Source organism: Spirillospora sp. NPDC048819 (assembly GCF_040650055.1).
Taxonomy (GTDB): Bacteria; Actinomycetota; Actinomycetes; order Streptosporangiales; family Streptosporangiaceae; genus Spirillospora.
On sequence record NZ_JBEZGN010000021.1, the window covers coordinates 17,864 to 43,914 of the forward strand.

Below are 26,051 nucleotides of genomic sequence, written 5' to 3' on the forward strand. Positions count from 1 at the left end.
CGGGTGTCCCGCTCGGGGATCGCTGATGAGGGCGGCCCTGCGGGGGAACCTTTACGGGCCCCATCGGCGGCTCGGCATCCCGCGGTCACAGATCTGGTCGGGCGAGGTGGTCGGCTGTGCCGCCGCGCCATTCGATGAGGAATAAGGTGGCGTCGTCGCTGGTGATTCCGCCTCTTTCTTGCATGAGTGTGTGGGAAAGGTCCCGTACCATCTGCTGCACGGTCGCGCTGGCGGGGCTGACGCGTTCGATGGTGGCGATCAGGCGTTCCTCGCCGAACTGTTCTCCGCCGGTGGTGTGCTCTTCGATGAGGCCGTCGGTGTAGGCCAGGACCCGGTCGCCGGGGCGGAGCTGTTTGCTGTTGATCTGGGGTGTTGAGCCGCCGACGCCGACGGGCAGGGTGCCGTGGCCTTCCAGCGTGCCGATGACGTGGTGATCGCGGATCAGCATGGGCGCCGGGTGGCCGGCGTTGACCCATTCCAGGTGGCCGGTCCCGATGTTGAGGCGCATCATCTGTGCGGTGAGGAAGTGGTCGGGGCCGAACTGGGTGTCGATGGCGGTGTCCATGAACGCGTACAGCTCGGCGAGGCCGGCGTCGGCGCGTCTGGCGTGCCGGTAGGCGCCCACGGCGACGGTGGCCAGTACGGCGGCGTTCAGGCCGTGGCCCATCGCGTCGATCACGGCCAGGTGAAGGATGTCGTCGTTGAGGGCGTAGTCGAGGCTGTCGCCTGCGACTTTGTAGGCGGGCTCCAGGATGCCGGCGACGGCGACCTGCGGCGTCGTCATGGTGAGCGGGGGCAGCAGTGACCACTGGATCTCGGCGGGCACGCTCATCGGTTCGCGTCGCCGTGCCTGGAGAAACTGGTCGGTGTAGTGGTTCTTGGTCACCAGCATGTCGGCGACCAGGCCCGCGAGCCGGCGCAGCAGCCGACGGTCGTCATCGTTGACCTTGTCCAGGGTCAGCGACATCACGCCGATCTCGTCACTGCCGTCCAGCAGTGGCAGGAACATGCGCACACTGCCGGCTTGCGGGTGTTCGACGATGGTCTCGGACAGAAACGCACGTCCGGCCAGGGAACCTGCCAAGGGCAGTGGTTCACCGTCGGTGAGGCCGCGGCCCGGCAGTGGCACCAGAGTCAGCTGGGCGTAGTCCTGCAGCAGGATCGAGACGTCGCGGCCGCCGATCGCACGTATCTCCTCGGCTATCAGTGGAGCGATGAGCTGGGGCGGCATCTCGTGCGCCCGGTCCAGCAGCTGCCCCAGCAGCCGCTCGCCGAAGCCTTCACTCCGATCCACCGTGTCCTGAGGCCCTGTCAGTTTCCCCACAGCCGTTAAGTGCCCCCATGACACATCGTTTACTCTTTGTAGTCGAGAATGTTCGTACCGCGAGTAGCTTTCACCTTGGCGGGCCGTCGACCATCGGAAGCTTTGCCGGAGTCAGACCTGGCGTTCGTGGACGTAGCACCGTACTTCAGTTCTGAACGTGCGGGACCGCCGACGGCGTGCAGGTGATGCAGCGTCTGGCGATGCGGGATGTCGGACTTGTGGTCCTTGGCAAAAGATCGGCATGCCCGTGTGGGTGTTGCATCTGGGCACGATCGTGGTCATGGTCTTCCGCTCCAAGGGGAGGCTCTTTGACGCGTAAGGGACCGGCTTGAACGCGACCGGCCGATTTCGGGCGCGTGAATGCGCCTACTCCCAGTTGACCTCGGCTTTCAGCGGGCCGTAATGAGCGATACGAGCAAGCTCGATCAGCGGGGGCGATAACCGCCGGTAGAGGTCGTGGCCCGCATGGCGCAGGGCCGCAAGCCGTCGTGATCCTGACGGAGGTGATGCCGAACCGTCTATGTTGAGTGGCGGGGGCCATGGGCCGGCACAACCGAGGAGATGAGGTCCATGAGCGGGACCGTGCCAGAAGTCTGGGTCGAGGCCGGTGGAGGCCATGATCTGATCCGCGCTGATTCGATCGTGATGCTCCGCCTGGATGAGACCGGACGGTTGACCGCGCAGCTCCGTGATGACGCCAAGGTCAGTGTGACCCTCCTGGAAGGCTCGTCCGGCGTCCGCCCGCCGGGTGACTTCCATCGCCAGCTGATCCGGGCGGTCGCCGAGCTCGCCGACTCCAGCGCCGCGCACCTCGTCCGCGCACGGCACGAGGGGGGTGTCTGGCGCTGGATCAGTGAAGCCCTCTAGAGCACGCCGCGATGTAGGCCCGTCAAGCAGGCCTCGCTGTTCCAGCTCAGAAGGTGGGAGATGTGGAACTGCGCCGGCTCCGTCATTCGTCGCCGTTTCCGAGGAGCTCAACTTCGGCCGGGCGGCGGCCCGCGAGCACATCGTGCGGTCGGCGCTGAGACAGCAGATCCAGCGGCTGGAGCGGGAGCTGGGCGTGCGTCTGCTGGAGCGCACCACACACTATGTCGCTCTGACCCCGGCGGGAGCGGCGTTCCTGGTCGAGGCCCGGCAGATCCTCGCTCACGTGGAGTGCGCCGCCCAGGTCGCCCGGACCGCCGAAGGCGCCTCGCCGGCGTTGCGGGTGGGCATCATCGACGCAAGCTATGACTCGATGCCATCTCTCCGTGCTCCCGGGAACGATCTGGCGCCCGCTCACCGAACCGGTCTCCTTCTATCCCTGGTCGATCCTGTGGCGCGAGGCCGACGATTCCGATCACGTGCGCGCCGTCGTCGCCTGCGCCCGGAACATGTCCGAAGAACTCGGCTGGGCGCAACAGTTGGACCGGGTCCCTATGGGAGGATGAAACGGATCACCTTGTTGGTGTGGCCGGTCAGGCGGCAGACACCGAGATAGGCGAACCCGAGGGCGAACGTGCCGAGCATGACCGGCATCCAGAATCGATCGATGACGTTCCGGTCGGCTTTCGCAGCGTTGTCGTGGTCGCCTGGGACGTACCGGACCTTGACCCTGTCCCCCGGTTCCGGCAGCTTCCCCCAATCGTTGTGGTCGATCCTGACCCGAACGCTTCGGCCGTCGGCGGTGGTGAACCTCACCACCAGGTAGCCGCTTTTGTAGCCCTCCTCTACCTTGACGACCTGCGCGGACGTCTCCTCGCCTGCACGTATGCGGTCGATCTCGGCGATGAAGAACCCCAGTGTGATGAAGCCGAAGACGACGGCAGTGAGCATGCAGCCGACAGCCTGGGTCCGTGACTTGTTCATGCATCTTGGACGCGCAGTGGCCACGCACGACCTCTTGTACCGATGGCCATCCTCGGTCACCGATCCGCCGCTACCGGCCGCCATCGGTTTCCGCGTGGTGGCGGTGGGCCCAGACCGGGCCGTCCAGGTGGGGCCGCTCCCGGCCGTCAGGGCCGGCCCTGCGCATGCAGATAATTCCATCCGTGCACGTCACGCGGCATTCTGGTCTTCGTTGAGGACTCCACCGAGGTGTTGGTGTCGTCGTAAGTTCAGGTGTGCGAGCAGGTCGAGGTCGGTGATCGCCGGGGGCAGCGGAGTGCACGGTCGGGCGTTCGCGATGCCGCGGTGCGGGCGATGGCGGCTATAGGAGCTTTCGAACTCGCGCAGGGTCTGAAGCAGGTGCCGTTGGTTCCAGATCAAGGTCCGGTCCAGGAGCTCACGGCGGCAGGTCTGCACCCACCGTTCCATGATCGAGCTCATTCTTGGCATCCGGACGCCGGTGAGCACAATCTTGATGCCTGCGTCGGCCAGGATGGTATCGAACAGTCAACCGCCTACCGGTGACGTGCCACCGCGAGTTGGTCGATCGCGCACCGATTAGGTTTCCGCGCTGCGCCCGTCTGTACGTGTGAGATCGACTCACCGGAGGCTGGCACGATGCGCAAACTGACCTACGGCATGAACGTGACCTTGGACGGCTTCATCGCCGCGCCGGGCGACGACATCGGTTGGAGTGGCGGGGAGGGACCGGACTCGTCGCCGAGCGACGAGTCGTTCCAGTGGTGGTCTGACCGGGTGGGGGCGACCGGCCTGGCGCTGTACGGGCGCAAGCTGTGGGAGGCGATGAGCCCCCACTGGCCGACCGCCGACCAGCAGCCCGGCGTCACACCGGCGGAGATCGAGTTCGCCCGCCGCTGGCGGGACATGCCGAAGGTGGTGTTCTCATCGACGATCGACAAGGTCGACTGGAACACCCGCCTGGTCACCGGCGACGCGGTCACCGAGATCACCCGGCTCAAGGCCGAGGACGGCGGCCCGATGGACATCGGCGGCGCGACGCTCGCCGGGGCGGCCATGCGGGCCGGGCTGATCGACGAATACGCGATCGTCACCCACCCGGTCCTGGTGGGCGGCGGCACGCCGTTCTTCACCGCGCTGGACAACTGGGTGAACCTGAACCTGGTCGAGACGCGGACATTTTCCGGCGGCTTGGTGCTGACCCGATACGAGACGAGGCGATGAGCACGGGCCGGATGCTCGGCTCGTAAGGCCGGGTCGAAATCCTTCCTGGCGTGCTCACCGTGACCCTCGGCTATGAGGAAACCCTCCCCAGGCCCTTCCTTGCGTTCCGAGTGAGCTGTCGACCGACTCGCTGAAGATTACGACGACGGCGTCGTTGATCGTGACGATGTTCTTCGGGCATGAAGATGCCCCGCCGGCAACGCCGGCGGGGCGGTGGCGTTCGCGTTGCCGCGTTGGTGTTCAGCTGGTCGGGGTGCTCATTTCGCGGTGACTTCGGTGACGCCGGCCCGTGCGCTGGACTCGTCGACGATGGGGACTTGTCCGATCACAGCGTCGCGGGCAGGCTCAGCCATGGTTTGTCGGTGGCGTCGAATCCGGTGAGCTCGGCGACCTTCCCGTCGACGATGCGCAGGACCGCGATGTTGAACAAACGGTATTCCGGGTCGTCGGGGGTGCGGAGGTACAGCACGGCGGCGGGCATGCGGTTGACCGTCGTGGCGATGCAGCGCCAGTCGTCGTGGCCGCGCTGGAAGAGCCCGCCGGAGATCCAGCCGTCCACCGCGTCCTTGGCCGTGACGATCACGGCGCCCGGCTCGGGCAGCATCGCGAAGCGCAGGTCGTCGCGCAGCAAGGCCATCAGCCCGTCGAGGTCGTTGCGCTCATGGGCGTCGATATACGACTTCACCACGCCGCGCTCGTCATTCGACAGCTCGTACGTGGCGGGGCTCCGCCAGTCGAGGCGGCGCTCGGGCAGCTGCTCGCGCATCGTCACGCGCGCCCGCTGCAGTGCGCTGGTCACCGATGCGACGGTCAGCTCGAGGGCGCCCGCGGCCTTCGACGCCGGCCAGCCGAGGACGTCGCGCAGGATGAACACCGCCCGCTGCCGCGGCGGCAGGTGCTGGACGGCGACGATGAACGCCAGCTCGATCGTCTCCCGCGCCACCACCGATTCCTGCGGGTCCTCCGGGAGCATCCGGTCCGGGTAGGGCTGCAGGTAGCGTACTTCCGAGCCCGCGTCCGGCAGCTCGGCAGGCACGGGTGTGCGGTCGTTGCGCTTCTCCAGGAAGTCGAGGCAGGCGTTCGTCGCGATCCGGTACAGCCAGGTCCGCAGCGCGGCGTGGCCCTTGAACGACTCCCGCTTGTTCCACGCCCGCAGGAACGTCTCCTGCGTCATGTCCTGGGCGTCCTCGTAGTTCGCGAGCATCCGGTAGCAGTGCACCTGCAGCTCACGCCGGTAGCGCTCCGTGATGAGCGCGAACTGTGCCGTGTCATTCGAGCGGGCCGCCGCGATGAACGCGGCCTTGTCGGCGCCCAGCAGTCTGGCGTCGGTCATGGTCGTCAATCCTTCCGGGGTGGCGAGGGGCCACCAGAACTGACGACGTGGCGGAGGGTTTCTGATCGGTGAAGCCGCTGACACCGGGCCGTTCGTCAGGCCGGGCGGGTCGGGGTCGATCCAGGGGACGTGTTCGGGCCGGACACACCCTCGATGTCGAGGTGGGGGTCCCCATAGTACTGGGGAGAGATCGGGCGGATATGGCTGGTCCGGCTGATCGCCCAGTGCAGCGGCCGGCGTGTGACTTCCTGGAGACCGTGCCCTGCCGGCGCCCGCATGTACGTGCTGGCGGTCATCGAGCACCACACCCGCCGTGTCCGGGTTCTGGGCGCCACCGCTCACCCGACCGCCCTGTGGGTGACCCAGGCGGCCCGGAACCTGGTCATGGACCTGGAGGACGCCGGCTGCCGGGCACGGTTCCTGATCCGCGACCGCGACGGCAAGTTCCCCGACCTGTTCGACGCCGTCTTGGCCGATGCCGGAATCCAGACGGTGCTGAGACCGGGCTACGGATGCCGAGGATGAACGCGGTGATGGCACGGTGGGTGCAGACCTGCCGCCGCGAACTGCTCGACCGCACGTTGGTCTGGAGTCAGCGGCACCTGCTCCACGCCCTCCACGCCCTCCGCGAGTTCGAGACCTTCTACAACCAGCATCGGCCTCATCAGGGCATCGCCAACGCACGCCCGTTGAAGCCGCTGCCTCCACCGATCACCGAACCCGACGAGATCGCCCACCTGAACCTCCGAAGAAGCCAACGCCTGGGCGGAATCCTCAACGCGTACGGACATGCCGCTTGACCTGCCCGGAAGGGGTTTTCGGCAGGGACACGGCTGAGCGCAGGAAACGCCAAACTCTCCGCCAGCACGTCGGTCAGCAACTCCGTCGGCCCCGGTCTGGGCGGCGCATTGGTGCAGGCGCTGACCGCGCCGGTCGCCATCGTGGCCGACGCGGTCTCCTTCCTCGCCTCGGCCTGGTTCCTGCGCGGCATCTCACACGCCGAGACACCACCGCCCGCGGCTGAACGCCGACGTATCGGCGTGGAACTCCGGGAGGGAGCCGGATTCATGCTCCGCCATCCGATCCTTCGCGCATTGGCCGGTGAGGCCACCACGAGCAATCTGGGTGCGAGCATGAACGGCGCGATAGTGGTGCTGTTCGCGACGCGGGAGCTGCACCTGTCCGCCGGCCAGATCGGCATCGCGCTGTCATTCTCCGGTATCGGCGGAGTCGAACAACTACCTTGGCCCGGCCGACCATCCGCAGGTTCTTGCCGCCGCCATCCTCGACAGTTCGGGGTCCGGGGGGAGCCCCGCGCTCTTCCAGCCCAACCGGCAATGACCTTGCCCGCCGGATGGGCAGGCAGCCGATGACCGGCCGCGAGAAAAGATCTGCGTCGGAGGCATAGCCGCTGGGCCTTCGTGGGTCTGAGGGGGTGACACCACAGAGGAGGCCCCGTTGAACCGAGAGGCCCGCGAGAGCTTCGCCGCGTTCGTTGCGGCACGGTCCGGCAGCCTCATCCGGACGGCGTATGTGCTGGCCGGTGACCAGCACGCCGCCGAGGACCTGCTGCAGAACGCGCTGGCGAAGACGGCCGCGCGGTGGGGCGGCGTGCGCGACAACCCGGAGGGCTACGTCCGCCGCGCCATGTACAACGAGCAGGTCAACCGGTGGCGCCGGCGGCGCCGCGAGTCGGTCGTCGCGGAGCCTCCGGACCTGCCGTCGGTGGGCCCGGACGTCGACCTGCGGCTGACGCTGGAACGCGCGCTGCTGGCCCTGCCGCCGCGCAAGCGGGCCGTGCTCGTCCTGCGCTACTACGAGGACCTGCCCGAACGCGAGGTCGCCGCGATCATGGGCTGCTCGGTCGGCACCGTCCGCAGCCAGACGCACCGCGCCGTCGCCCGGCTCCGGGAACTCGCCCCCGACCTGGCCGCCCACCTCACCCCCATTGGGAGCCGACCATGACCGACCAAATGCTCAAGGACGCCCTCACCGCGCTCGCCGACCGCGCCGAGCCCGCCGACGACCTCGCCGACCGCGCCCTCCGCACCGCCGCCCGCCGACGGACCAGGACGGCCGCCGGTGCGGCGGCGCTCGCCCTGGCGGCCGTCGTCCCCGTCGCGGTCGTCGCGGGTGGCGACCGCCCGGAGACCGGCGTCCTCGGCCCCACGGGAGGGCCGTCCCGGATCGCGGACGCGCTGCCGGACGACACCCGCCAGGAGCAGGCGATCACCCGTGCCTGCCTGCGCGGCGGGCGGGCGTCGGACTTCCGGGTGCTGACGCGGCAGCGGGTGCCGGGCGGACAGCTCGTGGAGATCGGCGGCACCCGCGGCTACGTCCTCTGCGTGACCGGCGGAGGCGGCAACACCGAACCGCCGCAGGTGCACCCCTGGCCCGGCGGGACCGACGGCGGCCTCTTCGGCTTCGACGCGCCGCTCCGCGTGGACGGCATCCGGCAGGTGCAGGCCCTGAAGTGGGACGAACTGCACGCCGTGGTCGTCGGCCGCGCCCAGCCCGGCGTGACCCGCGTCGCCGTGACCTGGGACGGCGGCCGCACCGCGCAGGTCGCCGTCCACGACGGCTTCTTCATCGCCCAGACCCCGGCCCGGATGGTGCCGGACCACGAGGCGACCGGCCCGATGTCGGCGGGCGCGATGTCCTCGCCCACGATCCGCGTCGCGACCGTGACCGGCTACGACGGCGCAGGCAAGGCCGTCCACACGTGGCGGCCGCAGGTCCCGACCGAGGAGGCCGGCTTCGTCCCCGAGGACTGCACCGACGGCCTGACCAGCCCGCGCCCCACGCTCTGCGACTGACCGCCGGGAGGCGGCGGTGCCGATCCGGCGCAGGGCGGCCGAACTCGCCCTCCACTGGCATGCCGGGCTGCTGGGCGGGCGGGCGCTGACGGCCGCCGTCTACGGCGAGTACCGCCGGAGCCGCGCCCTGACCGGCCGCGCCGTCCACCGCGGCCCCGCCGCGGTCGAACGCCTCGTCACCGTCTGGTGCAGGACGATTCTGGTCGAGCGCCCACCGGGCGTCGGCGTCTGCCCCGACATCGAGCAGGTGCCGACTCCGGCGCGCTGGGCCGCGCGGGTGCTCGCCGCCGTGGCGGCCCGCGATCGGATCGGGCTCTCCGCCCTCGTCGGCGCCGTCCCCGCCGACGAACTCGAACCGCACCTGGCGGCCCTGCTGCACCTGGCCGTCGCCGCGGTCGTCGAACGCGACGAGGAGACCTGGCCCTGACGTCACCGCAGCCGCCACACGACGGCCGTACCGTCCCCGTTGACGACGCCCCAGACGTATATACGCGCGGGATCGAGCCGCGCCGTCATCGTGCCATCGCCAGGCCGAACCGCCCGCCGAGGCGTCCGAAGAAGTGCCCCGGCGGCGGGCCCGGCGGACGCTCGGGTCGGTGCTGAGGTCTTCGCCGGCGAGTACGCGGGTGTAGGCGGTCAGTGGGCGACGCGGTTGCGGGGCGCGTACGGGGCCGATCTTCTCTCGCGGATAGCGTGCCGGGTGAGGCTTGGTGCTGCTGCGGTCAGCGCACCAGGGGGAGGAAGATCGTGTCGATGATCTCTTCGAGGACGTGGTCGGGCACGGGGGCGAAGGTCGTGAGGAATTCGTGGCGTAGCAGGTCGAAGGGGAGGGACTTGATGCGTTCGGTGAGGCGCTCCGAATTGATCTCGCCGCGGTCGACGGCGCGGTCGAAGAGTACGTCGAGAGCTTCCTTGCGCCCTGTCGTGGAGGGGGCGAGCAGGTCGCCGGGGCTGGTTCCGGTCTCCTGGTAGTAGCCGGCCAGGTTCACGCTCATGACGGTGACGAGTTGGAGGCGGGTGGCGCTGATCTCCCGCATGAGGGTGAGGACGTCCTCCCGCAGGCTTCCGGTGTCGGGAACGTCGATGACGTTCTCCCGCAGTGTGTGGGCGATGGTCGCCCGGACCAGTTCGTCACGGTCGGGCCAGCGGCGGTAGAGAACCGGGGGGCTGGTGCCCGCGCGCTTGACGACGGCGTCCATGGTGAACCGGGCGTAGCCGTTGTCGGTGAGTTCTGCCCACGCCGCGTCGAGCAGTGCCTTCTCCAGTGCCGCTCCGCGGCGTCGCTCGGCCATGGGAACCCCCTGAATGTTTTGGATAGACTATTCTATCTAATCTTGGCGGCATAGGCTGGCCTCTGTTAGATAGAGCTTTATATCTTAGGGAGGCGTTCATGAACGCCAACGGCAGCAAGCCACCGCCACCGCCACCGGCCGCCGCAGACCGCATCGACCCGGCCCTGCGACGCCTGACCTTCGCCTTGATCGTCGGCGCGCTCGCCGTCATCTTCGACACCACGATCATGAGCGTCGCCATCGACGGCCTCGCCGGGAAGCTGCACACCTCGCTCGCCACCACCCAGTGGGTGACCACCGCCTACCTGCTGGCCCTGTCCGCCACGATGCCGGCCGTCGGATGGGCCCAGTCGGTCCTGGGCGGCAAACGCCTGTGGATCACCAGCCTGGGCATGTTCTTCATCGGGTCGCTGCTGTGCGCCGCAGCGTGGAACGTCCAGAGCCTGATCGCCTTCCGTCTGGTCCAGGGCATCGGCGGCGGCACCATGATGGTGCTGATGTTCACGCTGGTCATGCAGGCGGCCAAGGGCCGCAACATCGGCGGGGCCATGTCCCTGATCACCGTGCCCACCGCCCTGGGCCCCATCATCGGCCCGGTCATCGGCGGAGCCATCCTGCACTTGGGCGACTGGCGCTGGATCTTCCTATTCAACGTGCCCTTCTGCCTCATCGGCGGCTACCTCGCCCGTCGCAACCTGCCCGAGGACAGGCCCGGCCCCGACACCCGCACCCGCCTGGACGCCGTGGGCATGCTGCTGCTGTCCCCCGGGATCGCCGCCGTCATCTACGGCCTGACACAACTCGCCGGATCCGACGGCCTGGTCGGCCTCAAGGTGGCGCTGCCCCTGATCGGCGGTCTGGCCTCGCTCGTCGGCTACGTCTGGTGGGCGCTGCGCCGCGGACCGGACGCCCTGCTCGACATCCGGCTGTTCCGCCACCGCGCCCTGGCCTCGTCCACGGCGCTGGTGTTCCTAACCGGCGCGGCCCTGTACGGGACCATGCTCCTGCTGCCGCTGTACTGGCAGCAGGTCCGCGGCGAATCCGCCCTGGGCGCCGCATTGCTGCTCATCCCGACGGGCGTGGGCGCCCTCCTGTCCCGCGCCCTGGCCGGCCGGTACATGGACCGCTTCGGCTCGCGTCCCGTCGCCATCGCCGCCTTCGCCCTCACCTTCGCGGCCACTGTTCCGTTCGGCTTCGTCACCGCCTCCACCAGCAACCTCGCGCTCATGGCCGTGTTGTTCGTGCGCGGCGTCGGACTGGGCGGGGCCATGATCGCGATCATGGGCGCCGCCTTCGTCGGGCTGGAGCGCCAGGAGATCCCGGCCGCCGCCGGCATCAGCCGAGTCGCCCAACAGGTCGGCGCTTCCATGGGCGTCGCGGTCCTCGTCATGATCCTCCAGCGTGCCTCGGCCGGCGCCCACACCCTCGCCGCCCTGGCTTCAGGGTTCGGCGACGCCTTCTGGTGGTCCGCCGCGTTCACTGCCGCAGCCGTTCCGCTCTGCCTCCTGCTGCCCGGCCTCCCCAGCCCCCAGCCGCAGGTCCACAACCCCACACCCGCCGAAGAGTCCACCGAAGTCTGAACGATCGGGGGGCCCGGTCGGGGCGCCCCCGAACAGTACCTTGGCTCTCCAGGCCCCGACTCTTCGCCGGCATTGCCACCAGCGGGGGGAAGCCCACGAGCCACCTCCACCCAACCCGGGGCGCTCCAGTGACCTGCGGTGACTGCGTTGAGTGGTTCCTGGAGTTCAGCGGGCGGGGGCGCGTTCGACCACGCTGGCCACCAGCGTGTGAGCCTGATCGCGGGAATCAGCCGGGCCGGACGGCGCGGAGCGAGTGGGGCCGGCTCGTGTTCAGGTTTCATTGGACCGTCCGGCAGGGCCCACCGGTCGTTGAACCACCCCGCGCCCGCGGGGATGGTTCCGAGCCGGTCCAGGACCTTTGCGCATCCCGCGCACTTCGGGCCCGCGCCCGCCGCGGGCGCTGTCACTGACGCCGCACCGGCTCGCCGACGCGGCCGGAGTCTCTGCGCTCGTGCCGCCGTCAGAGGTCATCTTCGACTGGCTGGACGACAACGTCACCGGTGAAGACGTCCTTCTCCGCACCGCGGCCGTCCGCCGACGGCCGCGGTCGTCGGCGTGCCAGAGCCGCATGAGGGGGTCGGCGGCAGGGTCCTTGACATCGGACGGCAAAGCTGGCGTACTTCAATACACGCTTACCTAAAGAGTAAGTGATATTGCCCGCATCTCGGAGGTGAGGGCGCACCACCGCGTCCACAGTCCGGCTCCCGTTCTCGTGCCCGTACCGTCCACAGCCACCCCAGCGATCGCCGAGCGAGGAGCCCGCGATGCAACGTGCGACAGCGTCCACTCACCACGACAAGGACCACCACGGAACGAGCGGCAGGGCGGCGATTCTCGTCACCCTGCTGTGCTGGCTCGCCGTCATCGCCGACGGCTTCGACCTGATCGTCTACGGCAGCGTGCTCCCCACGCTCGACGACGAATCCGGATGGGACATCGGGGCGAAGGGCCTGAGCGTCATCGGCGCGGTCACCTTCCTCGGCATGCTGATCGGCGCGATCATCGGCGGCCAGCTGAGCGACCGGCTCGGCCGGCGGATCCCGCTGATCGGCTGCCTCGTCTGGTTCTCGATCTGCATGATCGCCAGCGCCCTGGCCCCCTCGCCCGAGGTGCTCGGGGCCGCGCGCTTCCTGGCCGGGCTGGGGCTCGGCGGACTGCTCCCCACCTCGTCCGCCCTGCTGATGGAGTACGCGCCGCCCCGGCATCGCGTGCTCATCTACGCAATGGCCATCTCCGGCATCCCGCTCGGAGGCGTGCTCGCCGCCATGCTGTCGCTGGCCCTGCTGCCCGAGCCCGGCTGGCGCGTGCTGTTCGCGGTCGGCGCCGCGCCGCTGGTCCTGATCGTTCCGCTCGCCCTGCGTTACCTTCCGGAGTCGCTGGAGTTCCTGGCCGGCCGCGGCCGGACGGAGGAGGCCGCTGCCGTCGCCCGCCGGTTCGGCGTCCCGCTGCCGCCGGAGGCTCCGGTCAAAGGCACCGCCACCTCGGGGGCCTCCCTGTTCCGTGGCCGCAACCTCACCGCCTCGGTGTGCTTCTGGGTCGCCACGTTCCTGGCCCTGCTCACCTGGTACGGCCTGGGGACGTGGCTTCCGGGGATCATGCGGGACGCCGGTTACGAACTCGGTTCCGCGATCGGGGCTCTGCTGGTCCTCAGTATCGGCGGCGTCCTCGGATCGTGCCTGATCGCTACCATGGGAGACCGGCTGGGATACCGCGCCGTCGCCATCGCGTCGTTCCTCATCGCCGCAGCCTCCCTGTTCCTGCTCAGCATCCCGGCGGGCACCCTCGTGCTGTACTTGCTGCTGGCCGTCGCGGGCTCGGCCGCGGTCGCCACGCAGGTGCTCATCAATAGCTTCGTCGGCGTCTACTTCCCTCCGGAGCGGCGCGCCGGCGCCCTCGGCTGGACGCTCGGAATCGGCCGCACCGGCGCCATCGCCGGCCCGCTGTCGATCGGCCTGGTCATCGACACCGGCCTGTCCTACCAGTGGAACTTCTACCTGTTCGGGGCCTGCGCACTGCTGGGGGCGATCGCCATCATGATGGTCCCGTCCCGTGCCGGCGGGCCGGTCTGAACGTGAGGCGGCGCCCGCCGCAGGGGCGGAGGGCGCCGTCGGTCAGACGGACAGTCGGAGGCCGGCCCGCAGACGGTCGCCGGTCAGGGGACGCAGGGCCATCCGTAGCAGGATGAGCGCGTTGTCGTCCCCCGCGATGCGGTTGGCGCCGACCCTGCCGCACGACGGGCGGCGATGGATGATCATCCATTCGCCGTCCGGCCGCACGGTGAGGCCGAGCGGCGCCATCCACCCGGGGCAGCCCGCACGCCGGGCGCCGGGCGTCCGGTCGTCGAGGTGCAGGCTGGTCGGGCAGTGCGGGCAGTGCGGGCAGTGATGGCGATGCGCGGTCCCCGGTGCGCTCAGCGGCACGTCGAGACGGCGACCAGTACGCCGGAACGCGTCGCGACGCCTGCGGCCCGTCGTCCTAGGCGTCGTCAGGCGGGCCGGCGTCGCCGGACTCGGCACGGTCGAGTTCGTCGATCATCTGGAGGCCGCGGCGGGCCCACGCGATCTCGGCGTCGGCGTGCGCGACCTGGCCTTCCAGGGCCAGCTCCTTGAACGCGATGATGCGGCGGCGCAGCCCGGGACGGCTCTTGTCAAGCCGGGCGCGCATCAGCGGGAACTGCGCCGCCCGGATGGTCTCCAGCAGCTTCACCCACTGGTTCCGCCGCCAGGTGTAGTAGTCGAGGTGCTCGCTCAGGTGCTTGCGGACGTTCGCGAGGCTGGTGAACTCGCCGTAGGTGATCTGGAGCCGGTGGACGTCCCGCATCGGCGGGTAGGGGATCGACTCGCTGGTCCAGGCCCGCAGCCGCGCCCGGCCGCGCGGCGTGATCTTGTAGAGGCGCTTCTCGGCCCGCTCGCCGCGCGGGATCGTCTCCGCGCGGATCAGCCCGTCCGCCTCCATCCGCCGCAGCTCAGGGTAGATCTGGCTGTCCGACGCGGCCCACATCAGGCCGACCGTGTCGTCGAAGTACTGGACGAGCTGGTAGCCGGTCATCGGCTCGGCGGACAGGAGGGCGAGAGCAGCGTGGCGTAGTGACACCGATCCCCTTGCGTGGTCACCGCGTGTTTACCCGGCGAGCATACCTCGCCGGCGTCCCATCTCCGGGTCGGCCGGCCCCGCGCTCGGGCCGTTCTCCGCGGGGTCTTGACAGCCACGGGATCCTCATGGCCTTATTTAGCTAAACACTTACCTAAGCAGTGAGTGAATCAGCTCGATCCACGAGGTGAGACGATGGCGGCACAAGGTAACGTGACGGGCAGGACCTCAACCGGTGGGACCTCAACCGGTGGGACCTCGTCTGGCGGGACGTCGTCCGGCGGGGCGATCGGCATCGAGGAGTACCGCGAGCTCCTCCCGAAGATGCGCTCGGTCCGGGAGAGCAACGAGGCGGCGCAGGTGCTGGACGCCGACGACTACTTCAAGGTCGTCCGCAAGCAGGACACCCGGCCCGCGTTCTGGAAGTTCTCCGATGTGAAGGCGACGCTCGACCGGCTCGCCGACGAGCCGCTGCGGGAGGCGGAGCGGCGCTTCTGCACGACGGTCAACGGCGACACCGGCGAGCTCGTCGGCGCGTCCCCGTTCATCTTCATCGGCTGGCAGCTCATCCACCCCGGCGAGGAGGTGCCCCCGCACCGGCACAACTCCGTGGCGATCTACCACATCCTGCAGGGCAGCGGATATACGGCCGTCCAGGAGGCCGGCTCCACGTGGACGAAGTTCCACTGGGAGAAGGGCGACACCCTGGCCTGCCCGTCGTGGGCGTACCACGCGCACTACGCCGAGGGAGACCAGGACACGCTGATGTACGTCGTCCAGGACATGCCGATGATGGCGGTGAGCCGGACGCTGTTCTGGGAGGAGCCGCTCGGCCAGGAGAACATCCGGCACATGGTCACGGGCACCAGCCGGTCCTGGAGCGTCACCCGCGACATGAACGACGAGGGCTGAGCCGATGCGACGCGAAGCCCGGTTCAACGAGGTCCGGTTCAACGCGGACGGGGCAGGCGGCGTCGTGGTTGGCGCGGACGATGCCGGGCGGCGGCCCGTGGTGCTGCTCACCACGGCCATCTCCGGCGTCAACGACTACGTCCTGCGGCAGGCCGACCGGCTGGCCGAGGCAGGGTACGCCTGCGCGGTGCTCGACTACTACGCCCGCGACGGCGGCCGGGCGCCGGACCTGAGCACCCCCGAGAAGATCATGGCCGCGGTCGGCGCGCTGTCGGACGAGACGGTGCTGGGCGATATGGCGGCGGCCGTCGCGTGGCTGAAGGAGCAGCCCGGCATCGACCGCATCGGCACCCTGGGCTTCTGCATCGGCGGTACGTACGCGCTGCTCGCCGCGTCCCGCATCCCGGACCTGCGCTGCGCGGTGACGTTCTACGGCATGCTCCGGTACGCGAAGCTCAGCGACACGAAGCCGCTGTCTCCGCTCGACGCCGCCGAGAAGGTCGGCTGCCCGTTCCTCGGCCACTTCGGCGAGGCCGACCACCTCGTGCCCGTCGCGGACGCCCGGGAGCTCGCCGACCGCCTGCGCGGGAAGCCGGCCGAGATCTACACCTACCCGGGCGCCGGACACGCCTTCCACGAGGACTTCCGGCCGGACGTCTACCGTCCCGTCGCGGCGACCACCGCGTGGACCCGCACTCAGGAGTACCTCGCGTACTACCTGCGGGAAGGCACGTGACCGCGACCGACGGGGCGCGGGCGGCGCAGTGGGTGCGGCTCGCGCCCGCCGGCGCGTTGCCCCGCGGCGAGGCGGTCGCCGTCGACATCGACGGCGAGCGGATAGCCGTCTTCCACACAGAAGACGGCTATCACGCCCTCGCCGGCTACTGCCTGCACATGGCCGGCGAGCTCAACGAGGGGGAGGTCGTCGGCGGCGAGGTCGTCTGCCCGCTGCACGCCTGGCGATACGACCTCGCGACCGGGGCCCGGACGGACCGCCGGGGCCAGTCGGTCGCGGTGTACCCCACCGACGTCTGGGACGGCTGGCTGTACCTCGCCGTCCCCGCACAGGAACAGGACCGATGAAGATCGACAACGTTGCCGCCAGGCTGGTCATCGTCCCCCTCGGCGCGGCCAGGGGCGGATCGGGAGCGACTCGCCTGCAGGTGCTCCACGTGACCGTCCGCGACGTCGACGGCCGGACGGGCACCGGTTTCACCTACGCGCTGACCGGAGGAATGGAGGGGGCCCGCGCGATCGTCGACACGCTCTTCGGCCCCCGCCTGGCCGGCCTCGACCCGCTGGACTGGGACCGCGTCTGGCACGAGCTGTGGGCGGCCACTCATCGCGTCGGCCGCGGGGTCGCCCTGCCGGCGCTGTCCGCGCTGGACATCGCCGTCTGGGACCTGCGCGCCCAGGCGGCCGGGCTCCCCCTCTTCCGGCTGCTCGGCGCGCAGCGCGCCAGCGTCCCGGTGTACGGGAGCGGCCGCGCCACCCACCAGATGAGCGACGACGAACTCGTCGCGGGCGCGCTCGCCTACGTCGAGGAGGGGTACCGCGCGGTCAAGCTGCGGGCCGGCGCCCTCGGCATCGAGCGGGACGTCCGGCGCGTCGCGGCGGTGCGGGACGCGGTCGGCCCGGACGTCCAGCTCATGGTCGACTGCAACGAGCGGCTCGACCTCGCCGAGGCGCAGCGGCTCGCCCACCGGCTGAACGAGCTCGACGTGGCCTGGCTGGAGGAGCCGCTGCCGTCCGACGACGTCGCCGGCCACGCGCTGCTCGCCGCACGGTCCCCGATCCCGATCGCGGCGGGGGAGCACCTGCAGGGACGGTTCGAGTTCAAGCAGTACCTCGACCGGGGAGCCGCCGCGATCCTCATGCCGGACGCGCCGCTCACCGGCGGGGTGAGCGAGTGGCTTCGGATCGCGACCCTCGCCGAGGCCGCGAGCGTCCCGGTCACGCCGCACTTCCTGCCGGAGCTCCACGTCCAGCTGGCGGCGGCGGCCAAGCCGGCGACGTTCGTCGAGCACTTCCCGCTGCTGGACGACCTGCTGACCGAGACGCTCGCCGTATCCGGCGGCGTCGCCGTCCCGCCGGACCGCCCAGGCCACGGCCTGGCCTGGGACCCGGACGCCCTTGACCGGTACACGTCCGCCTGACCCGCCGGACCTGCCCGAACGGAGCGAGACCCATGCGACTTGCGATCTTCGACGACTGGCGGCTCGGCGCCGTCGGCCCCGACCACGCCTCGATCACCGACGTCACGGACGCGCTCCCGGACCCCCATTCCGGCGAGCCGTTCGGGGCGGGCTGGTGGGTCCGGCTGTGCCGCGACTTCGCCGAGATCGGGCCGCGCCTGGCCGCAGCGGCGCGCGGCGGAACGGCGCGGCCGCTCCACGAGGTGCGGCTTCACGCCCCGGTTCTCAACCCCGGCAAGATCGTCGCGTGCGCGTCCAATTACGCCGCGCACGTCGCCGAGATGCGCGAGGCGGTCATGCCGCGCGAGACCAGCGGAACGGGTTCTTGGCTGCTCGACTTCGACGTCTTCCTCAAGGCGCCGAGCTCGATCAGCGGCCCGGACGACCCGGTGCTGCTGCCCGAGGCGCCACTGGCCGCCGGACGCGAGATCCACCACGAGAGCGAGTTGTCGCTGGTGATCGGCCACGGCGGCACGGACATCCCCGAGGAGTCGGCGCTGTCCCACGTGCTCGGCTACCTCATCGGCCTCGACCTGACCGAGCGCGGCACGGGCGACCGGTCGCGCCGCAAGAGCTACGACACCTTCACCCCACTCGGCCCGTGGCTGACCACGCCGGACGAGGTCACCGCCCCGTTCGACATCGAACTGCGCATCGGCGCGATGGTGCGCCAGAAGGTCAGCACCGCCGACATGATCACCCCAGTCGCGCGCATCATCGCGCACGCGTCCCGAATGATGCGGCTGGACCCGGGCGACGTGATCATGACGGGTGCGCCCCCCGGAGTGGGCCCGATCGAGGCGGGCGACATCATCGACGTCGCGATCAGCGGCCTCGGGGCCATGAGCCTGCCCGTCCGGAGGGCGGCGTCCGCCAGCTCCTGACCCTGTTCCGCGGCACAAGTATCAGCTGGTGCTGAAGCACGGAGGGACCTCCTGACCTCAGCGACATCGACCAAGCCAGGCCCCTCCTTCGGCAGTTCTTCGCCGACTTGTTCGACAGGTTCGAGGTGATCCGTTCCACCGGCTGAGATTGCATTCGTCCCGCCTCTCCGTGTATCGCCGTGTGGGCGAGGAGCGGTTCCCGCCCACACCAGCGCGCCATTCGAGCGGGCGGTGTCATCTCTGTCATGCCGTCATGGCCGGCCCCAGCAGGAAGCGGTCGGCCTCGTCGAGCGTTCGCGGTTGCTCGGGTGTCACCCTCAGGACGTTGCGCCGGTAGTTGCGGATCTCCAGCACGCTGCCGGGGTCCGCCTCCGGCATGAGCCGCAGCCCCCGATCCACCATTGCCCGCGGGTAGACCTTGAACGTCTTCTCCCGCACCGTCGTGCGGCCGCCCATTTCCTCGAAGCCGTCCGCCCGCCGCAGGTCGAACTTCAAGTCGATGACGGGGAACGGCTCGCGGTCCCAGGTGGTGGAGGGCATCGAGTTCCGCCCCTGGATCCGTGCCTCGACGAACGTCTCGGTGTCCTCGTCGCCGATCTCGCAGTCGCGGATCGGGAAGACCATGCCGAGCCTGCCCCCATAGTTCGCGGCCGTCAGTGAGGGCCCACAGAACAGCACGTGGTCGAACGGGCCGATCGGCGCGGGTAGCGGCACCTTGTGATGGGAGCGGCCGTCGAAGGCCAGCCCGACACGCGGTCGGACGAAGTCCAGGAAGGCCGACACCATCGCCTCGTCGTGGCCGGGCTTCTTCACCACCAGGGACAGGCCCCTGCCCGCGTCCTCACCGAGGATGTAGTAGTCGTAGAACGGCCCGGGCCCGGCCTTGAAGTCGTGGAATCTCACGACCACGCGTGCGTGCCCGGCGACCGGCTCGTACTTGTCGCTGTGCCCGACCACGTCGAGCAGCCGGACGTCCGCCTCGGTATTGGGCTCCGCCTCCGCCCGCAGCGCCTCGTCCCAGGCGCGACCTCGACGTACCCGCTTCGCTCCTTCTCGCTGATCTTCTTGGTGAAGTGGCGGAGCGCGTGCGCCTCGTCGTCGAGTGTCATGCTCGACCCGCGCATGACGCCGTCGGCCACGCCCCAGCCCATGTGGCAGCGGATGCCGTCCAGGGTGATTTGCCAGCGTCGGACGACGGCCTTGTCGTTCTTCTCAAAATAGCGTGTTCTCGCCATGCCCCCTCATTCTCCCTGTCATCCGGAAAGCCGCATGATCCAACGCACGTCCGACACCAGGGGTGGATGCCGAGTCGACCAAGCTCGGACGGCACAAGAAGCTGTTCAACTGGCACCAGCGGCACCGAGTCCGGGATCGGCGCCGCGTCGCCGACCGCTCGGGCGCCGCCGACGGCGCCCTGTCCATCGCCGTCCCCGCGCCCCGGTTCGCCAAGGAGATCGCCCCGTGGGCCGCCGAGCTCTGGCGCACCGCCGACAGGGCCCGTCTCAACATCGACCCTCACCTCGGCTTGTTCATCCGGGGAGCTCCTGGGCCGCGGAGGTCGCACTCCGCGCTCCTGCTGGTCGACGCCGGCCGTGACCCGGCTGGAACATCGACCCTGAAAGGGGGCCGGACGCGGCGAATCTGTCGGCCGACTGGTCTTCAGCGCGCCGCGGCCCGCCGTGCCGTCTGGTGCAGGGTCCCGGCCCGGTCGCAGATCGCGTTCAGCGACGTGGCCGAGTACCCCTCGGTGGCGAACAGCTCGCGTGCCGCCGCGACCAGGGCCCCGTGGTCGCCCTCGTGCGCTCCTGCTGGGTGCGGCGTGCGACGTCATTGGCGACCACCTGCCCGTCCTTTCCCCGGCGTGACTGTACCGAGATCAGTGTTCTGACAGGTCACTCCGTTGGCGACTCAGGCCGTGGTCTTGATCGCGTAGAGGGTGGCGAGCGCCACGAGCACCGTTACGCCGAGCACGGCCGTCAGGACGGGATGGCGCTCGTGCCACCCCACGAGTCCCGGATGCTGCTTGTCGAACTTCTTGGCGCTGAGCGAATGCCCGGAGGGGCGGCGGACGGGCTTGCCCAGCAATTGGACCACCTGGTCCAATTGACCGTCCCTGACGCTGTGGCCGGGGAGCCTGAGCAGTCTGCGCCCCTCGGCGTCGACGAGGAAGACCAATTTGGTGGAGCCATTGCCGGTGTCGATTCTGGCGTCCACGATCCGCGCGATCCGGTCGCGTTCGATCCAGCGTGCCCTGCCGAACCAGCGCGTCTGCTCGACCGCCGTCCCGGTCACGACGAGCCGGTACCGGAACATATGGGTGAGGGCCGTGATGACCAGCGCCAGCACGCAGGGCGCCGCGATCAGGAACCCCGTGAGCCCTTCGGCGCCCGTCACGGGGACGAGGATGAACGGAATGAAGATGGCCACGCCGATGACCGCCTGCACTCTGCTGGCCGTGGAGGTTCGGATCACCAGTGTCGGTGAGGCGTCGGACGAACGGGAAGGCATGGCGCGACAATAGCAACACGGCCGAATCGCGCCGAATTCGCGGGGGACTGTGTTCCACGGGCCGTCGTCCGTGTCCGCGGGCGTCTCCTTTCACCGATGGTGAACTCCGCACTTGTATCGCGCCGTCGCGCCGCGATAACGTTATTCACCAGTGGTTAGTTCGACGCTCGGACGAGTGAGGTGTGCGCCGGTGACCTGCGTTTCCGGCTCCCGCGTCCTCCGTCCTGAAAGGATGGACGATGGTCGACCTTCCCAGCAGTCCGCTCGCCGAGGTCGACGCGATCTTCGAGCAGATGGCACTGGAGACCGGCTCGCGCACGTTCGGGCTGGCCGGCACCTCGTCCCGGGAGAAGTTCCTGCAGCTCATCGCGCATGACGTGTGCCGGCTGAACCTCGGCCTGGCGTTCAAGATGCACGTCATGGCGGCGGTGAAGATGCACAGCGTCCCGTACGCCGACGTGCTGGCCGTGATCCGGTTCATCGCCCCGTACTCCGGCTACCCGGCCGCTGCCGACGCCCTCGGCCGGCTCCCCGCCATCGCCGTCGAGCTGGGCCTGGACACCACCGCCGGGCGGCCCCGGAGCGCGACCCGGTCGACCGCGGCCGCCCCGGCCAGCCCGACGCGGTCCCCGCCTCGGCGGACCCCTGGATGACGGACTTCCTTGCCTCGCGCATCGGCAGGTCCTGGTCGGAGGAGCGGCTGACGCCACGCGAACGCGCGCTGATCGCGATGACGAGCGACGTCGTCCTCCAGACGCTCGGCGCCACGTTCCGGCGCCATGTGGAGATCGCGCGGGAGGCCGGCGCGAAGGACGATGACATCCGCGACGCCGTCCGCTTCACCGCCGAGCTGGGCGTCTCCAACACCGTCAACGCCCTGGCCGCACTCGACGAGATCCTCGGATAGGAGCACCATGTACGCCGCCATCCACCGCTACGACCTGGGCGAAGGCTCCATGGACGCGATCATCCGGTCGGTCAGCGCGAACTTCGCCGACAGTGCCCCGGCCAAGGCCGGCGCCATGCTCTACACAGCCATCGACACCGGCGACGGGACCGCCACCACCATCGTCCTGTTCCCCGACCAGGCCTCCGCCGAGCGCGGTCAGCTAGCCAGCGACGAGGTCCGGACGGTGCTGAACAAGGAGTTCGGCGTCACCGAGAGCGAGCGCATCGAAGGCCCCATCCTGCTGCACCGGGCGTTCCCGGCCGTGGTGGAGAACGTCGACCTCTGATCCTTCACACTCGGCTACGGGCTGCGCCCCGCAGGCAGCCCGTAGCCGGCCCCGCGCCCGGTCGGTCAAGTCGTATCCCGCCCTGGAGTGCGTCGGCGATCTCCAATCGGGAGCGCTGCTCTCGCCCGAGAGCCTGCACCATGCGGGACGCATCGGCCTGGCGGTCGCCCGCTCAGGCCGGGCGCTCGTCTCGCACGCGGTCGCCGACTCGGGCATTGCCCATGTGAGCCCACCTTCAGGTGGTCGGACGGCGGTCAGGGTGAAGGTGAGGCGGCGTTGCCGTTGGCGGCGTTGCGGTCGGCGAGGGCTTGGGGGTGCGTTGGGCGGCACGAAGGTGCCCCAACCGACAGGAGACGTCCTTCAGATCGCTCGGATCGACCGCCTTAAGGAACCGGGCGGTGTCGGCGCGCACGGCCGCGTCTGTGAGCGCCGGTTCGATCCAACGGCGGGACTGGTCGGGGTCGAATCGGCGGGCGAGCAGGCCGAAGCCGAGGGGTCTAGTCGGCGGTGGGCACCGGGGTGCGGTGGGAGCCCAGCGGCCAGTCGGGGGCGTAGGACCGGATGCCCTGGGCGGCGAACAGGTCTGCCACGCCCGACCACAGGGTGGCCTCGACCGGGAAGCCGTGCACGAACACGACCGCCGTCGCCGCGGCGGCGCTCTCATCGCCCGACGCCGATTTCTCCGAGCAGACGACCGCGTCCAGGGGATGGCCGATGGGAGGGTCCGGGAACTGCCGGTCAAGCCGCTCGCCCACGTCCTGCTCGCGATAGCGGACGAGACCGCTCTCCTGATCAGCGCGACCGATGACACGGCCACCATGCGCCGCGACGCGATGGCCGTCGTCACACCGCTCCTCGACGCCCTGAAGCCATAGGCCCCCGGATGGAGCCGGGCAGAGCCAGATGGTGCCACGCGTTCAGGTGTCCCAGCGGAGGTCGATATGGCCCACCGCAGGCCCCGGTCGTCTGCCAACGGGACCGCCGCTGGGTCAGGTGGCCGCCAAGACCGGACGCGCACCAGGGGCACGACCACGGACGGTCGCGTCGGCGCATTCGGCTTCGAGCTCGTCCACCGACCCCGTTCGCTCGGCCTGATGGCGGGCGAGGAGGTCGGCGCTGAAGTCCGTCCACGCGGTCTCTTTCTCCTCGGTCATCTGGGCGTCAGAGAATTCGGACTCGACATCCGGACGGGCATCGAGGAACCTCGTGCTCGTACGTCTGCTCCAGCCGGCCACGTCGAGCGCGTACTCCACGACCCAGGCCGTGCCCTCCTCAAGGGCCGTGGTCGTGCCCCGCAGCGTCCAGCCGCCGTCGCTGCGCCGCGCCCGGAGGACGTCGAAACCGCCTCGGCCCTCCCGGTGGCCCCAGGCCGCGCTCGCCGGCGGTGGTGCGAACGGCATGGCCGCCATCGTTGCACGCCGGTATGACATCGGCGTAGCCGCGGGCGGCGGCCGTGCGCCGGACGCCGTACCGCCGAGCACCGGACGCGAACGGGCCCTCCGGGCGGGTTCATCGTCATGGGACGAGATCCCACGCTGAAAGGGAAGTGAACGAGATGGCGGTGCGCGGGACGAGCACGACGCGGCAGGACGCGTGGTTGAGCTGGAGCTGGCGCAAGGCGACGCTGATCGGCCACATCGTGTCCGCGGATGGGGGGATCAGGATGTCGTCGTCTGCGTGGCCTGAGATGCCGGCGAGCCGATGATCATCCATTCCGCGGCGAGTACATGAGCGTCGTCCCGCGAAAGCGCACCTGGTGCGCGATGGGTACCGCCGGTCGGACGTGTTGCTGCGGGACCTGCGCGACATCGCTCCCTGGCGCGGTACCTGGCGCGTGGCGCGGCGGCACTGGCGCACCGGCCTCCCAGAGATCTACGGCTCGGCGTCCAAGCGCTCCCATATGCGGACGGCGCGGCGCTACGTGCCGAAGATCGGCGCCGGCGACGTCGTCCGGGCCGGGGCCAGGCGCTCGACGGCGGCCTGGTGGACGACTTCCGCGTGCACCGGCTCGGCCCGGTCACCGCCGTCCGCAACGCCCCCTTGCCCGCCGCGACATCGTCCATGGCCATCACCGAGCACGTCGTCGACCTCATCGAGAGTCCCTGACGACGGGCCGTGATCACCGGTCGACGGGCTTGGAAACGTCCCCGGTCAAGCACTGCTGGATGACCGGAGCGAGATGGGCGACGACGTCCTCGCGGGCGGCGGACGCGAGCGGCTCGGTGCGCACCAGGTAGCGGGCCGTCGCCACGCCGAGCATCTGTGCGCCGACGAGGTTGGCACGCAGTTCCGCGTTCTCCGTGCCGACCCGGCGGGCCAGCACGACCATGACCTCGTCGGCGATGAACGCGGCGAGCGCCGCCGCCGCGTTCGGCGAGGCGGACGCGGCCCGCGCGACGACCCGCAACCAGCGGCCGGCGTCCGGGTCGTCCCAGAGGTCCAGGTAGCCGCGCACGAGCCGTTCGCCGAGGCCGCCGGTGTCGCCCTCGCTCGCCTCGCGCACGAGGTCGGCCAGCAGCGGGACGGAGCGCAGCACGACCCCGAAGAGCGCGTCCTTGGTGCCGAAGAAGTGCAGCACCAGGGCGTGGTCGACGTCCGACTCCCGGGCGATCCGCCGGATGGACGTCCCGGCGTACCCGTCCTCGGCGAAGCACCGCCTCGCCGCGTCGAGGATCGCCTCCCGCGTCCGCGCGGTCCCGGGACGGCGTCCGGGGGGCCGCCCGGCCGGCGTGCCGCTCGCTGTCATCCCTCACCCGATGTGCCGGTTCCGAAAATCCGTTCTAGCGTGCCGAATGGTACCCATCTGGCCCACCTCTGGGGGTGAAGGCGTTCACCTACCGGCGGGCCGTGTTCGGCCTGGATGCGGCGTGGCGAGTTCGGTGGTTGCCTGTTGGTCGGGGTGGAAGCGCAGGTTGTTGTCAACAACGGGCGCGGAGTCACGTGACGTGGTCGCTCCGTCAGCAGGGACGTGACTGCTTCGAAGGCGTCGGTAAGGTGCTCTTCGTGCATGTGGGCGCTGAACATCAGTTGATCGCTGTTCCGCCCGGGCGGGTGAGCCTGTCGGACCGGCGGACACAGCGCCGCTGGTCGGTCGAGGTTGCACCGTTCCAGGTGTCTGCGTTCCCCGTCACGCAGTCGTGGTACGCGCAGGTCACGGGTGGGCGGCCGAGTGCTGCTCGAGGTGAGCGGCTGCCCGTTGAGGGGGTTTCGTGGTGGGACGCCGTCCGGTTCTGCAACATCTTGTCTCAACGCGAGGGGCTGGCACCTGCGTACCGTCTTCGTCTCGACACCGAAGTAGCCGAGTGGAACACCTCCGCTGAGGGATACCGGCTGCCGACCGAGGCTGAGTGGGAGCATGCATGTCGTGCCGGTACCACCGGGCCACGGTACGGAGAGCTCGACGAGATCGCCTGGTACCGGGACAACTCGGCCGGGCGTATCCACGCCGTGGGCGACAAGCGGCCCAACGCGTGGGGCCTGTACGACATGCTGGGCAACGTGTGGGACTGGTGCTGGGACATCTATGACGCCGAGGTGTACGGCACCTACCGGGTACTACGCGGCGGCGGATGGGCCGACGAGCACTGGAGTTGCCGGGCCTCGGTTCGGCGGCGCAGCCACCCGACTTTCCGGATCGACGATGTCGGATTCCGCATCTGCTCTGCGCCATCGGCCCGGTCGTGACAGCCTCATCCCGAAGCGATCGGCTATACGCGCCGGTGCCCGACAGCGGATTGATCAGGCCGTGAGCTCGTGCTCTTCGTGGTCGTGGTTGTGGTGAACGCGGTGGTGTTCGCGTGCGACGTGGAACCT

General features: G+C 69.9%; 37 protein-coding genes. 22 read left to right on the plus strand and 15 right to left on the minus strand.

Annotated elements, in window-relative coordinates:
* Positions 1 to 85: 85 nt before the first annotated feature.
* The gene (locus AB0C35_RS25715) at positions 86 to 1,294 is read right to left on the minus strand and encodes a PP2C family protein-serine/threonine phosphatase (protein WP_358460504.1); all 1,209 of its coding nucleotides are present in this window, start codon (positions 1,292 to 1,294) and stop codon (positions 86 to 88) included.
* 600 nt (positions 1,295 to 1,894) lie between these two features.
* On the opposite strand from AB0C35_RS25715, the gene AB0C35_RS25720 reads away from it, so the two are divergent.
* Complete coding sequence (locus tag AB0C35_RS25720) at positions 1,895 to 2,191, plus strand: hypothetical protein (protein WP_358460507.1); 297 nt, start codon at positions 1,895 to 1,897, stop codon at positions 2,189 to 2,191.
* Between the two features lie 142 nt (positions 2,192 to 2,333).
* Complete coding sequence (locus tag AB0C35_RS25725; protein ID WP_358460510.1) at positions 2,334 to 2,804, plus strand: LysR family transcriptional regulator; 471 nt, start codon at positions 2,334 to 2,336, stop codon at positions 2,802 to 2,804.
* Here the strand turns inward: AB0C35_RS25725 and AB0C35_RS25730 are convergent.
* Entirely contained in the window at positions 2,741 to 3,196 is a 456-nt protein-coding gene (locus tag AB0C35_RS25730; RefSeq protein ID WP_358460513.1) for a DUF3592 domain-containing protein, read from the minus strand. The two genes, AB0C35_RS25725 and AB0C35_RS25730, sit on opposite strands and share 64 nt — an antisense overlap.
* Positions 3,197 to 3,361: 165 nt before the next feature.
* The gene (locus tag AB0C35_RS25735) at positions 3,362 to 3,658 is read right to left on the minus strand and encodes an integrase core domain-containing protein (protein ID WP_358460516.1); all 297 of its coding nucleotides are present in this window, start codon (positions 3,656 to 3,658) and stop codon (positions 3,362 to 3,364) included.
* A gap of 150 nt (positions 3,659 to 3,808) precedes the next feature.
* Between AB0C35_RS25735 and AB0C35_RS25740 the strand changes: the two genes are divergently transcribed.
* Positions 3,809 to 4,393, plus strand: a complete 585-nt coding sequence (locus AB0C35_RS25740) for a dihydrofolate reductase family protein (RefSeq protein ID WP_358460518.1) — start codon at positions 3,809 to 3,811, stop codon at positions 4,391 to 4,393.
* 325 nt (positions 4,394 to 4,718) lie between these two features.
* Here the strand turns inward: AB0C35_RS25740 and AB0C35_RS25745 are convergent, their stop codons facing one another.
* Positions 4,719 to 5,726, minus strand: a complete 1,008-nt coding sequence (locus tag AB0C35_RS25745; RefSeq protein WP_358460521.1) for an RNA polymerase subunit sigma-70 — start codon at positions 5,724 to 5,726, stop codon at positions 4,719 to 4,721.
* A gap of 276 nt (positions 5,727 to 6,002) precedes the next feature.
* Between AB0C35_RS25745 and AB0C35_RS25750 the strand changes: the two genes are divergently transcribed.
* The 6 genes from AB0C35_RS25750 to AB0C35_RS25775 all read left to right on the plus strand — a co-directional run bounded on the left by AB0C35_RS25750 (position 6,003) and on the right by AB0C35_RS25775 (position 8,969).
* The gene (locus AB0C35_RS25750; RefSeq protein WP_358460524.1) at positions 6,003 to 6,251 is read left to right on the plus strand and encodes a hypothetical protein; all 249 of its coding nucleotides are present in this window, start codon (positions 6,003 to 6,005) and stop codon (positions 6,249 to 6,251) included.
* Positions 6,248 to 6,526, plus strand: a complete 279-nt coding sequence (locus tag AB0C35_RS25755) for an integrase core domain-containing protein (protein ID WP_358460527.1) — start codon at positions 6,248 to 6,250, stop codon at positions 6,524 to 6,526. Before AB0C35_RS25750 ends, AB0C35_RS25755 begins: the two co-directional genes overlap by 4 nt.
* Positions 6,527 to 6,637: 111 nt before the next feature.
* A complete protein-coding gene (locus AB0C35_RS25760; RefSeq protein WP_358460530.1) occupies positions 6,638 to 7,099 on the plus strand; it encodes a hypothetical protein in 462 nt (153 codons plus the stop codon).
* 85 nt (positions 7,100 to 7,184) lie between these two features.
* Complete coding sequence (locus AB0C35_RS25765) at positions 7,185 to 7,691, plus strand: SigE family RNA polymerase sigma factor (RefSeq protein WP_358460533.1); 507 nt, start codon at positions 7,185 to 7,187, stop codon at positions 7,689 to 7,691.
* Entirely contained in the window at positions 7,688 to 8,542 is an 855-nt protein-coding gene (locus AB0C35_RS25770) for a hypothetical protein (RefSeq protein ID WP_358460536.1), read from the plus strand. Before AB0C35_RS25765 ends, AB0C35_RS25770 begins: the two co-directional genes overlap by 4 nt.
* A 16-nt stretch (positions 8,543 to 8,558) precedes the next feature.
* Complete coding sequence (locus tag AB0C35_RS25775; protein WP_358460539.1) at positions 8,559 to 8,969, plus strand: hypothetical protein; 411 nt, start codon at positions 8,559 to 8,561, stop codon at positions 8,967 to 8,969.
* A gap of 295 nt (positions 8,970 to 9,264) precedes the next feature.
* Here AB0C35_RS25775 and AB0C35_RS25780 read toward each other — a convergent pair whose 3' ends face one another.
* Positions 9,265 to 9,834, minus strand: a complete 570-nt coding sequence (locus AB0C35_RS25780) for a TetR/AcrR family transcriptional regulator (protein ID WP_358460542.1) — start codon at positions 9,832 to 9,834, stop codon at positions 9,265 to 9,267.
* A gap of 98 nt (positions 9,835 to 9,932) precedes the next feature.
* On the opposite strand from AB0C35_RS25780, the gene AB0C35_RS25785 reads away from it, so the two are divergent.
* Complete coding sequence (locus tag AB0C35_RS25785) at positions 9,933 to 11,414, plus strand: MDR family MFS transporter (protein WP_358460544.1); 1,482 nt, start codon at positions 9,933 to 9,935, stop codon at positions 11,412 to 11,414.
* Positions 11,415 to 12,178: 764 nt separating this feature from the next.
* On the plus strand, positions 12,179 to 13,483 hold the full coding sequence (locus tag AB0C35_RS25790; RefSeq protein ID WP_358460547.1) for an MFS transporter: 1,305 nt from the start codon (positions 12,179 to 12,181) through the stop codon (positions 13,481 to 13,483).
* A gap of 42 nt (positions 13,484 to 13,525) precedes the next feature.
* Here the strand turns inward: AB0C35_RS25790 and AB0C35_RS25795 are convergent, their stop codons facing one another.
* Together AB0C35_RS25795 and AB0C35_RS25800 are read right to left on the minus strand one after the other, a co-directional pair.
* Positions 13,526 to 13,903 (minus strand): RNHCP domain-containing protein, encoded by a 378-nt coding sequence (locus tag AB0C35_RS25795; RefSeq protein WP_358460905.1) that lies wholly within the window; start codon positions 13,901 to 13,903, stop codon positions 13,526 to 13,528.
* Entirely contained in the window at positions 13,890 to 14,507 is a 618-nt protein-coding gene (locus AB0C35_RS25800) for a helix-turn-helix transcriptional regulator (RefSeq protein WP_358460550.1), read from the minus strand. Before AB0C35_RS25800 ends, AB0C35_RS25795 begins: the two co-directional genes overlap by 14 nt.
* Before the next feature lie 192 nt (positions 14,508 to 14,699).
* On the opposite strand from AB0C35_RS25800, the gene AB0C35_RS25805 reads away from it, so the two are divergent.
* The 5 genes from AB0C35_RS25805 to AB0C35_RS25825 are packed head-to-tail and all read left to right on the plus strand — an operon-like array spanning position 14,700 to position 18,495.
* The gene (locus tag AB0C35_RS25805; RefSeq protein WP_358460553.1) at positions 14,700 to 15,416 is read left to right on the plus strand and encodes a cupin domain-containing protein; all 717 of its coding nucleotides are present in this window, start codon (positions 14,700 to 14,702) and stop codon (positions 15,414 to 15,416) included.
* A 4-nt stretch (positions 15,417 to 15,420) separates the two neighbouring features.
* Complete coding sequence (locus tag AB0C35_RS25810; RefSeq protein WP_358460556.1) at positions 15,421 to 16,152, plus strand: dienelactone hydrolase family protein; 732 nt, start codon at positions 15,421 to 15,423, stop codon at positions 16,150 to 16,152.
* Complete coding sequence (locus AB0C35_RS25815) at positions 16,149 to 16,499, plus strand: Rieske 2Fe-2S domain-containing protein (RefSeq protein WP_358460559.1); 351 nt, start codon at positions 16,149 to 16,151, stop codon at positions 16,497 to 16,499. The genes AB0C35_RS25810 and AB0C35_RS25815 overlap by 4 nt, the downstream gene beginning before the upstream one ends.
* On the plus strand, positions 16,496 to 17,572 hold the full coding sequence (locus AB0C35_RS25820) for a mandelate racemase/muconate lactonizing enzyme family protein (protein ID WP_358460561.1): 1,077 nt from the start codon (positions 16,496 to 16,498) through the stop codon (positions 17,570 to 17,572). The genes AB0C35_RS25815 and AB0C35_RS25820 overlap by 4 nt, the downstream gene beginning before the upstream one ends.
* 32 nt (positions 17,573 to 17,604) lie before the next feature.
* Complete coding sequence (locus AB0C35_RS25825; protein ID WP_358460564.1) at positions 17,605 to 18,495, plus strand: fumarylacetoacetate hydrolase family protein; 891 nt, start codon at positions 17,605 to 17,607, stop codon at positions 18,493 to 18,495.
* A gap of 243 nt (positions 18,496 to 18,738) precedes the next feature.
* Here the strand turns inward: AB0C35_RS25825 and AB0C35_RS25830 are convergent, their stop codons facing one another.
* From AB0C35_RS25830 to AB0C35_RS25845, 4 genes are all read right to left on the minus strand, one after another.
* Positions 18,739 to 19,452 (minus strand): hypothetical protein, encoded by a 714-nt coding sequence (locus AB0C35_RS25830; protein ID WP_358460567.1) that lies wholly within the window; start codon positions 19,450 to 19,452, stop codon positions 18,739 to 18,741.
* The gene (locus AB0C35_RS25835) at positions 19,395 to 19,730 is read right to left on the minus strand and encodes a WGR domain-containing protein (protein ID WP_358460570.1); all 336 of its coding nucleotides are present in this window, start codon (positions 19,728 to 19,730) and stop codon (positions 19,395 to 19,397) included. Before AB0C35_RS25835 ends, AB0C35_RS25830 begins: the two co-directional genes overlap by 58 nt.
* 424 nt (positions 19,731 to 20,154) lie before the next feature.
* Positions 20,155 to 20,274 (minus strand): TetR family transcriptional regulator, encoded by a 120-nt coding sequence (locus AB0C35_RS25840; protein WP_358460908.1) that lies wholly within the window; start codon positions 20,272 to 20,274, stop codon positions 20,155 to 20,157.
* A 129-nt stretch (positions 20,275 to 20,403) separates the two neighbouring features.
* Positions 20,404 to 21,003 (minus strand): hypothetical protein, encoded by a 600-nt coding sequence (locus AB0C35_RS25845; protein WP_358460573.1) that lies wholly within the window; start codon positions 21,001 to 21,003, stop codon positions 20,404 to 20,406.
* Positions 21,004 to 21,242: 239 nt separating this feature from the next.
* Between AB0C35_RS25845 and AB0C35_RS25850 the strand changes: the two genes are divergently transcribed.
* The 3 genes from AB0C35_RS25850 to AB0C35_RS25860 are packed head-to-tail and all read left to right on the plus strand — an operon-like array spanning position 21,243 to position 22,238.
* On the plus strand, positions 21,243 to 21,656 hold the full coding sequence (locus AB0C35_RS25850) for a hypothetical protein (RefSeq protein ID WP_358460576.1): 414 nt from the start codon (positions 21,243 to 21,245) through the stop codon (positions 21,654 to 21,656).
* Positions 21,653 to 21,910 (plus strand): carboxymuconolactone decarboxylase family protein, encoded by a 258-nt coding sequence (locus AB0C35_RS25855; protein ID WP_358460579.1) that lies wholly within the window; start codon positions 21,653 to 21,655, stop codon positions 21,908 to 21,910. Before AB0C35_RS25850 ends, AB0C35_RS25855 begins: the two co-directional genes overlap by 4 nt.
* Before the next feature lie 7 nt (positions 21,911 to 21,917).
* Complete coding sequence (locus AB0C35_RS25860; RefSeq protein ID WP_358460582.1) at positions 21,918 to 22,238, plus strand: hypothetical protein; 321 nt, start codon at positions 21,918 to 21,920, stop codon at positions 22,236 to 22,238.
* Between the two features lie 497 nt (positions 22,239 to 22,735).
* Here AB0C35_RS25860 and AB0C35_RS25865 read toward each other — a convergent pair whose 3' ends face one another.
* Positions 22,736 to 22,993: a hypothetical protein gene (locus AB0C35_RS25865; protein WP_358460945.1), complete on the minus strand. Its 258-nt coding sequence runs from the start codon at positions 22,991 to 22,993 to the stop codon at positions 22,736 to 22,738.
* Between AB0C35_RS25865 and AB0C35_RS25870 the strand changes: the two genes are divergently transcribed.
* The gene (locus AB0C35_RS25870; protein WP_358460585.1) at positions 22,946 to 23,113 is read left to right on the plus strand and encodes a hypothetical protein; all 168 of its coding nucleotides are present in this window, start codon (positions 22,946 to 22,948) and stop codon (positions 23,111 to 23,113) included. The genes AB0C35_RS25865 and AB0C35_RS25870 overlap by 48 nt on opposite strands.
* A gap of 114 nt (positions 23,114 to 23,227) precedes the next feature.
* Here the strand turns inward: AB0C35_RS25870 and AB0C35_RS25875 are convergent, their stop codons facing one another.
* Both AB0C35_RS25875 and AB0C35_RS25880 read right to left on the minus strand, forming a co-directional pair.
* Complete coding sequence (locus AB0C35_RS25875; RefSeq protein WP_358460588.1) at positions 23,228 to 23,638, minus strand: hypothetical protein; 411 nt, start codon at positions 23,636 to 23,638, stop codon at positions 23,228 to 23,230.
* Between the two features lie 115 nt (positions 23,639 to 23,753).
* On the minus strand, positions 23,754 to 23,951 hold the full coding sequence (locus AB0C35_RS25880; RefSeq protein WP_358460591.1) for a hypothetical protein: 198 nt from the start codon (positions 23,949 to 23,951) through the stop codon (positions 23,754 to 23,756).
* Between the two features lie 270 nt (positions 23,952 to 24,221).
* On the opposite strand from AB0C35_RS25880, the gene AB0C35_RS25885 reads away from it, so the two are divergent.
* Positions 24,222 to 24,344: a hypothetical protein gene (locus AB0C35_RS25885; protein ID WP_358460594.1), complete on the plus strand. Its 123-nt coding sequence runs from the start codon at positions 24,222 to 24,224 to the stop codon at positions 24,342 to 24,344.
* Positions 24,345 to 24,357: 13 nt separating this feature from the next.
* Here the strand turns inward: AB0C35_RS25885 and AB0C35_RS25890 are convergent, their stop codons facing one another.
* The gene (locus AB0C35_RS25890; RefSeq protein ID WP_358460597.1) at positions 24,358 to 24,984 is read right to left on the minus strand and encodes a TetR family transcriptional regulator; all 627 of its coding nucleotides are present in this window, start codon (positions 24,982 to 24,984) and stop codon (positions 24,358 to 24,360) included.
* A gap of 281 nt (positions 24,985 to 25,265) precedes the next feature.
* On the opposite strand from AB0C35_RS25890, the gene AB0C35_RS25895 reads away from it, so the two are divergent.
* Complete coding sequence (locus AB0C35_RS25895; RefSeq protein ID WP_358460911.1) at positions 25,266 to 25,922, plus strand: formylglycine-generating enzyme family protein; 657 nt, start codon at positions 25,266 to 25,268, stop codon at positions 25,920 to 25,922.
* Positions 25,923 to 26,051 lie beyond the last annotated feature (129 nt).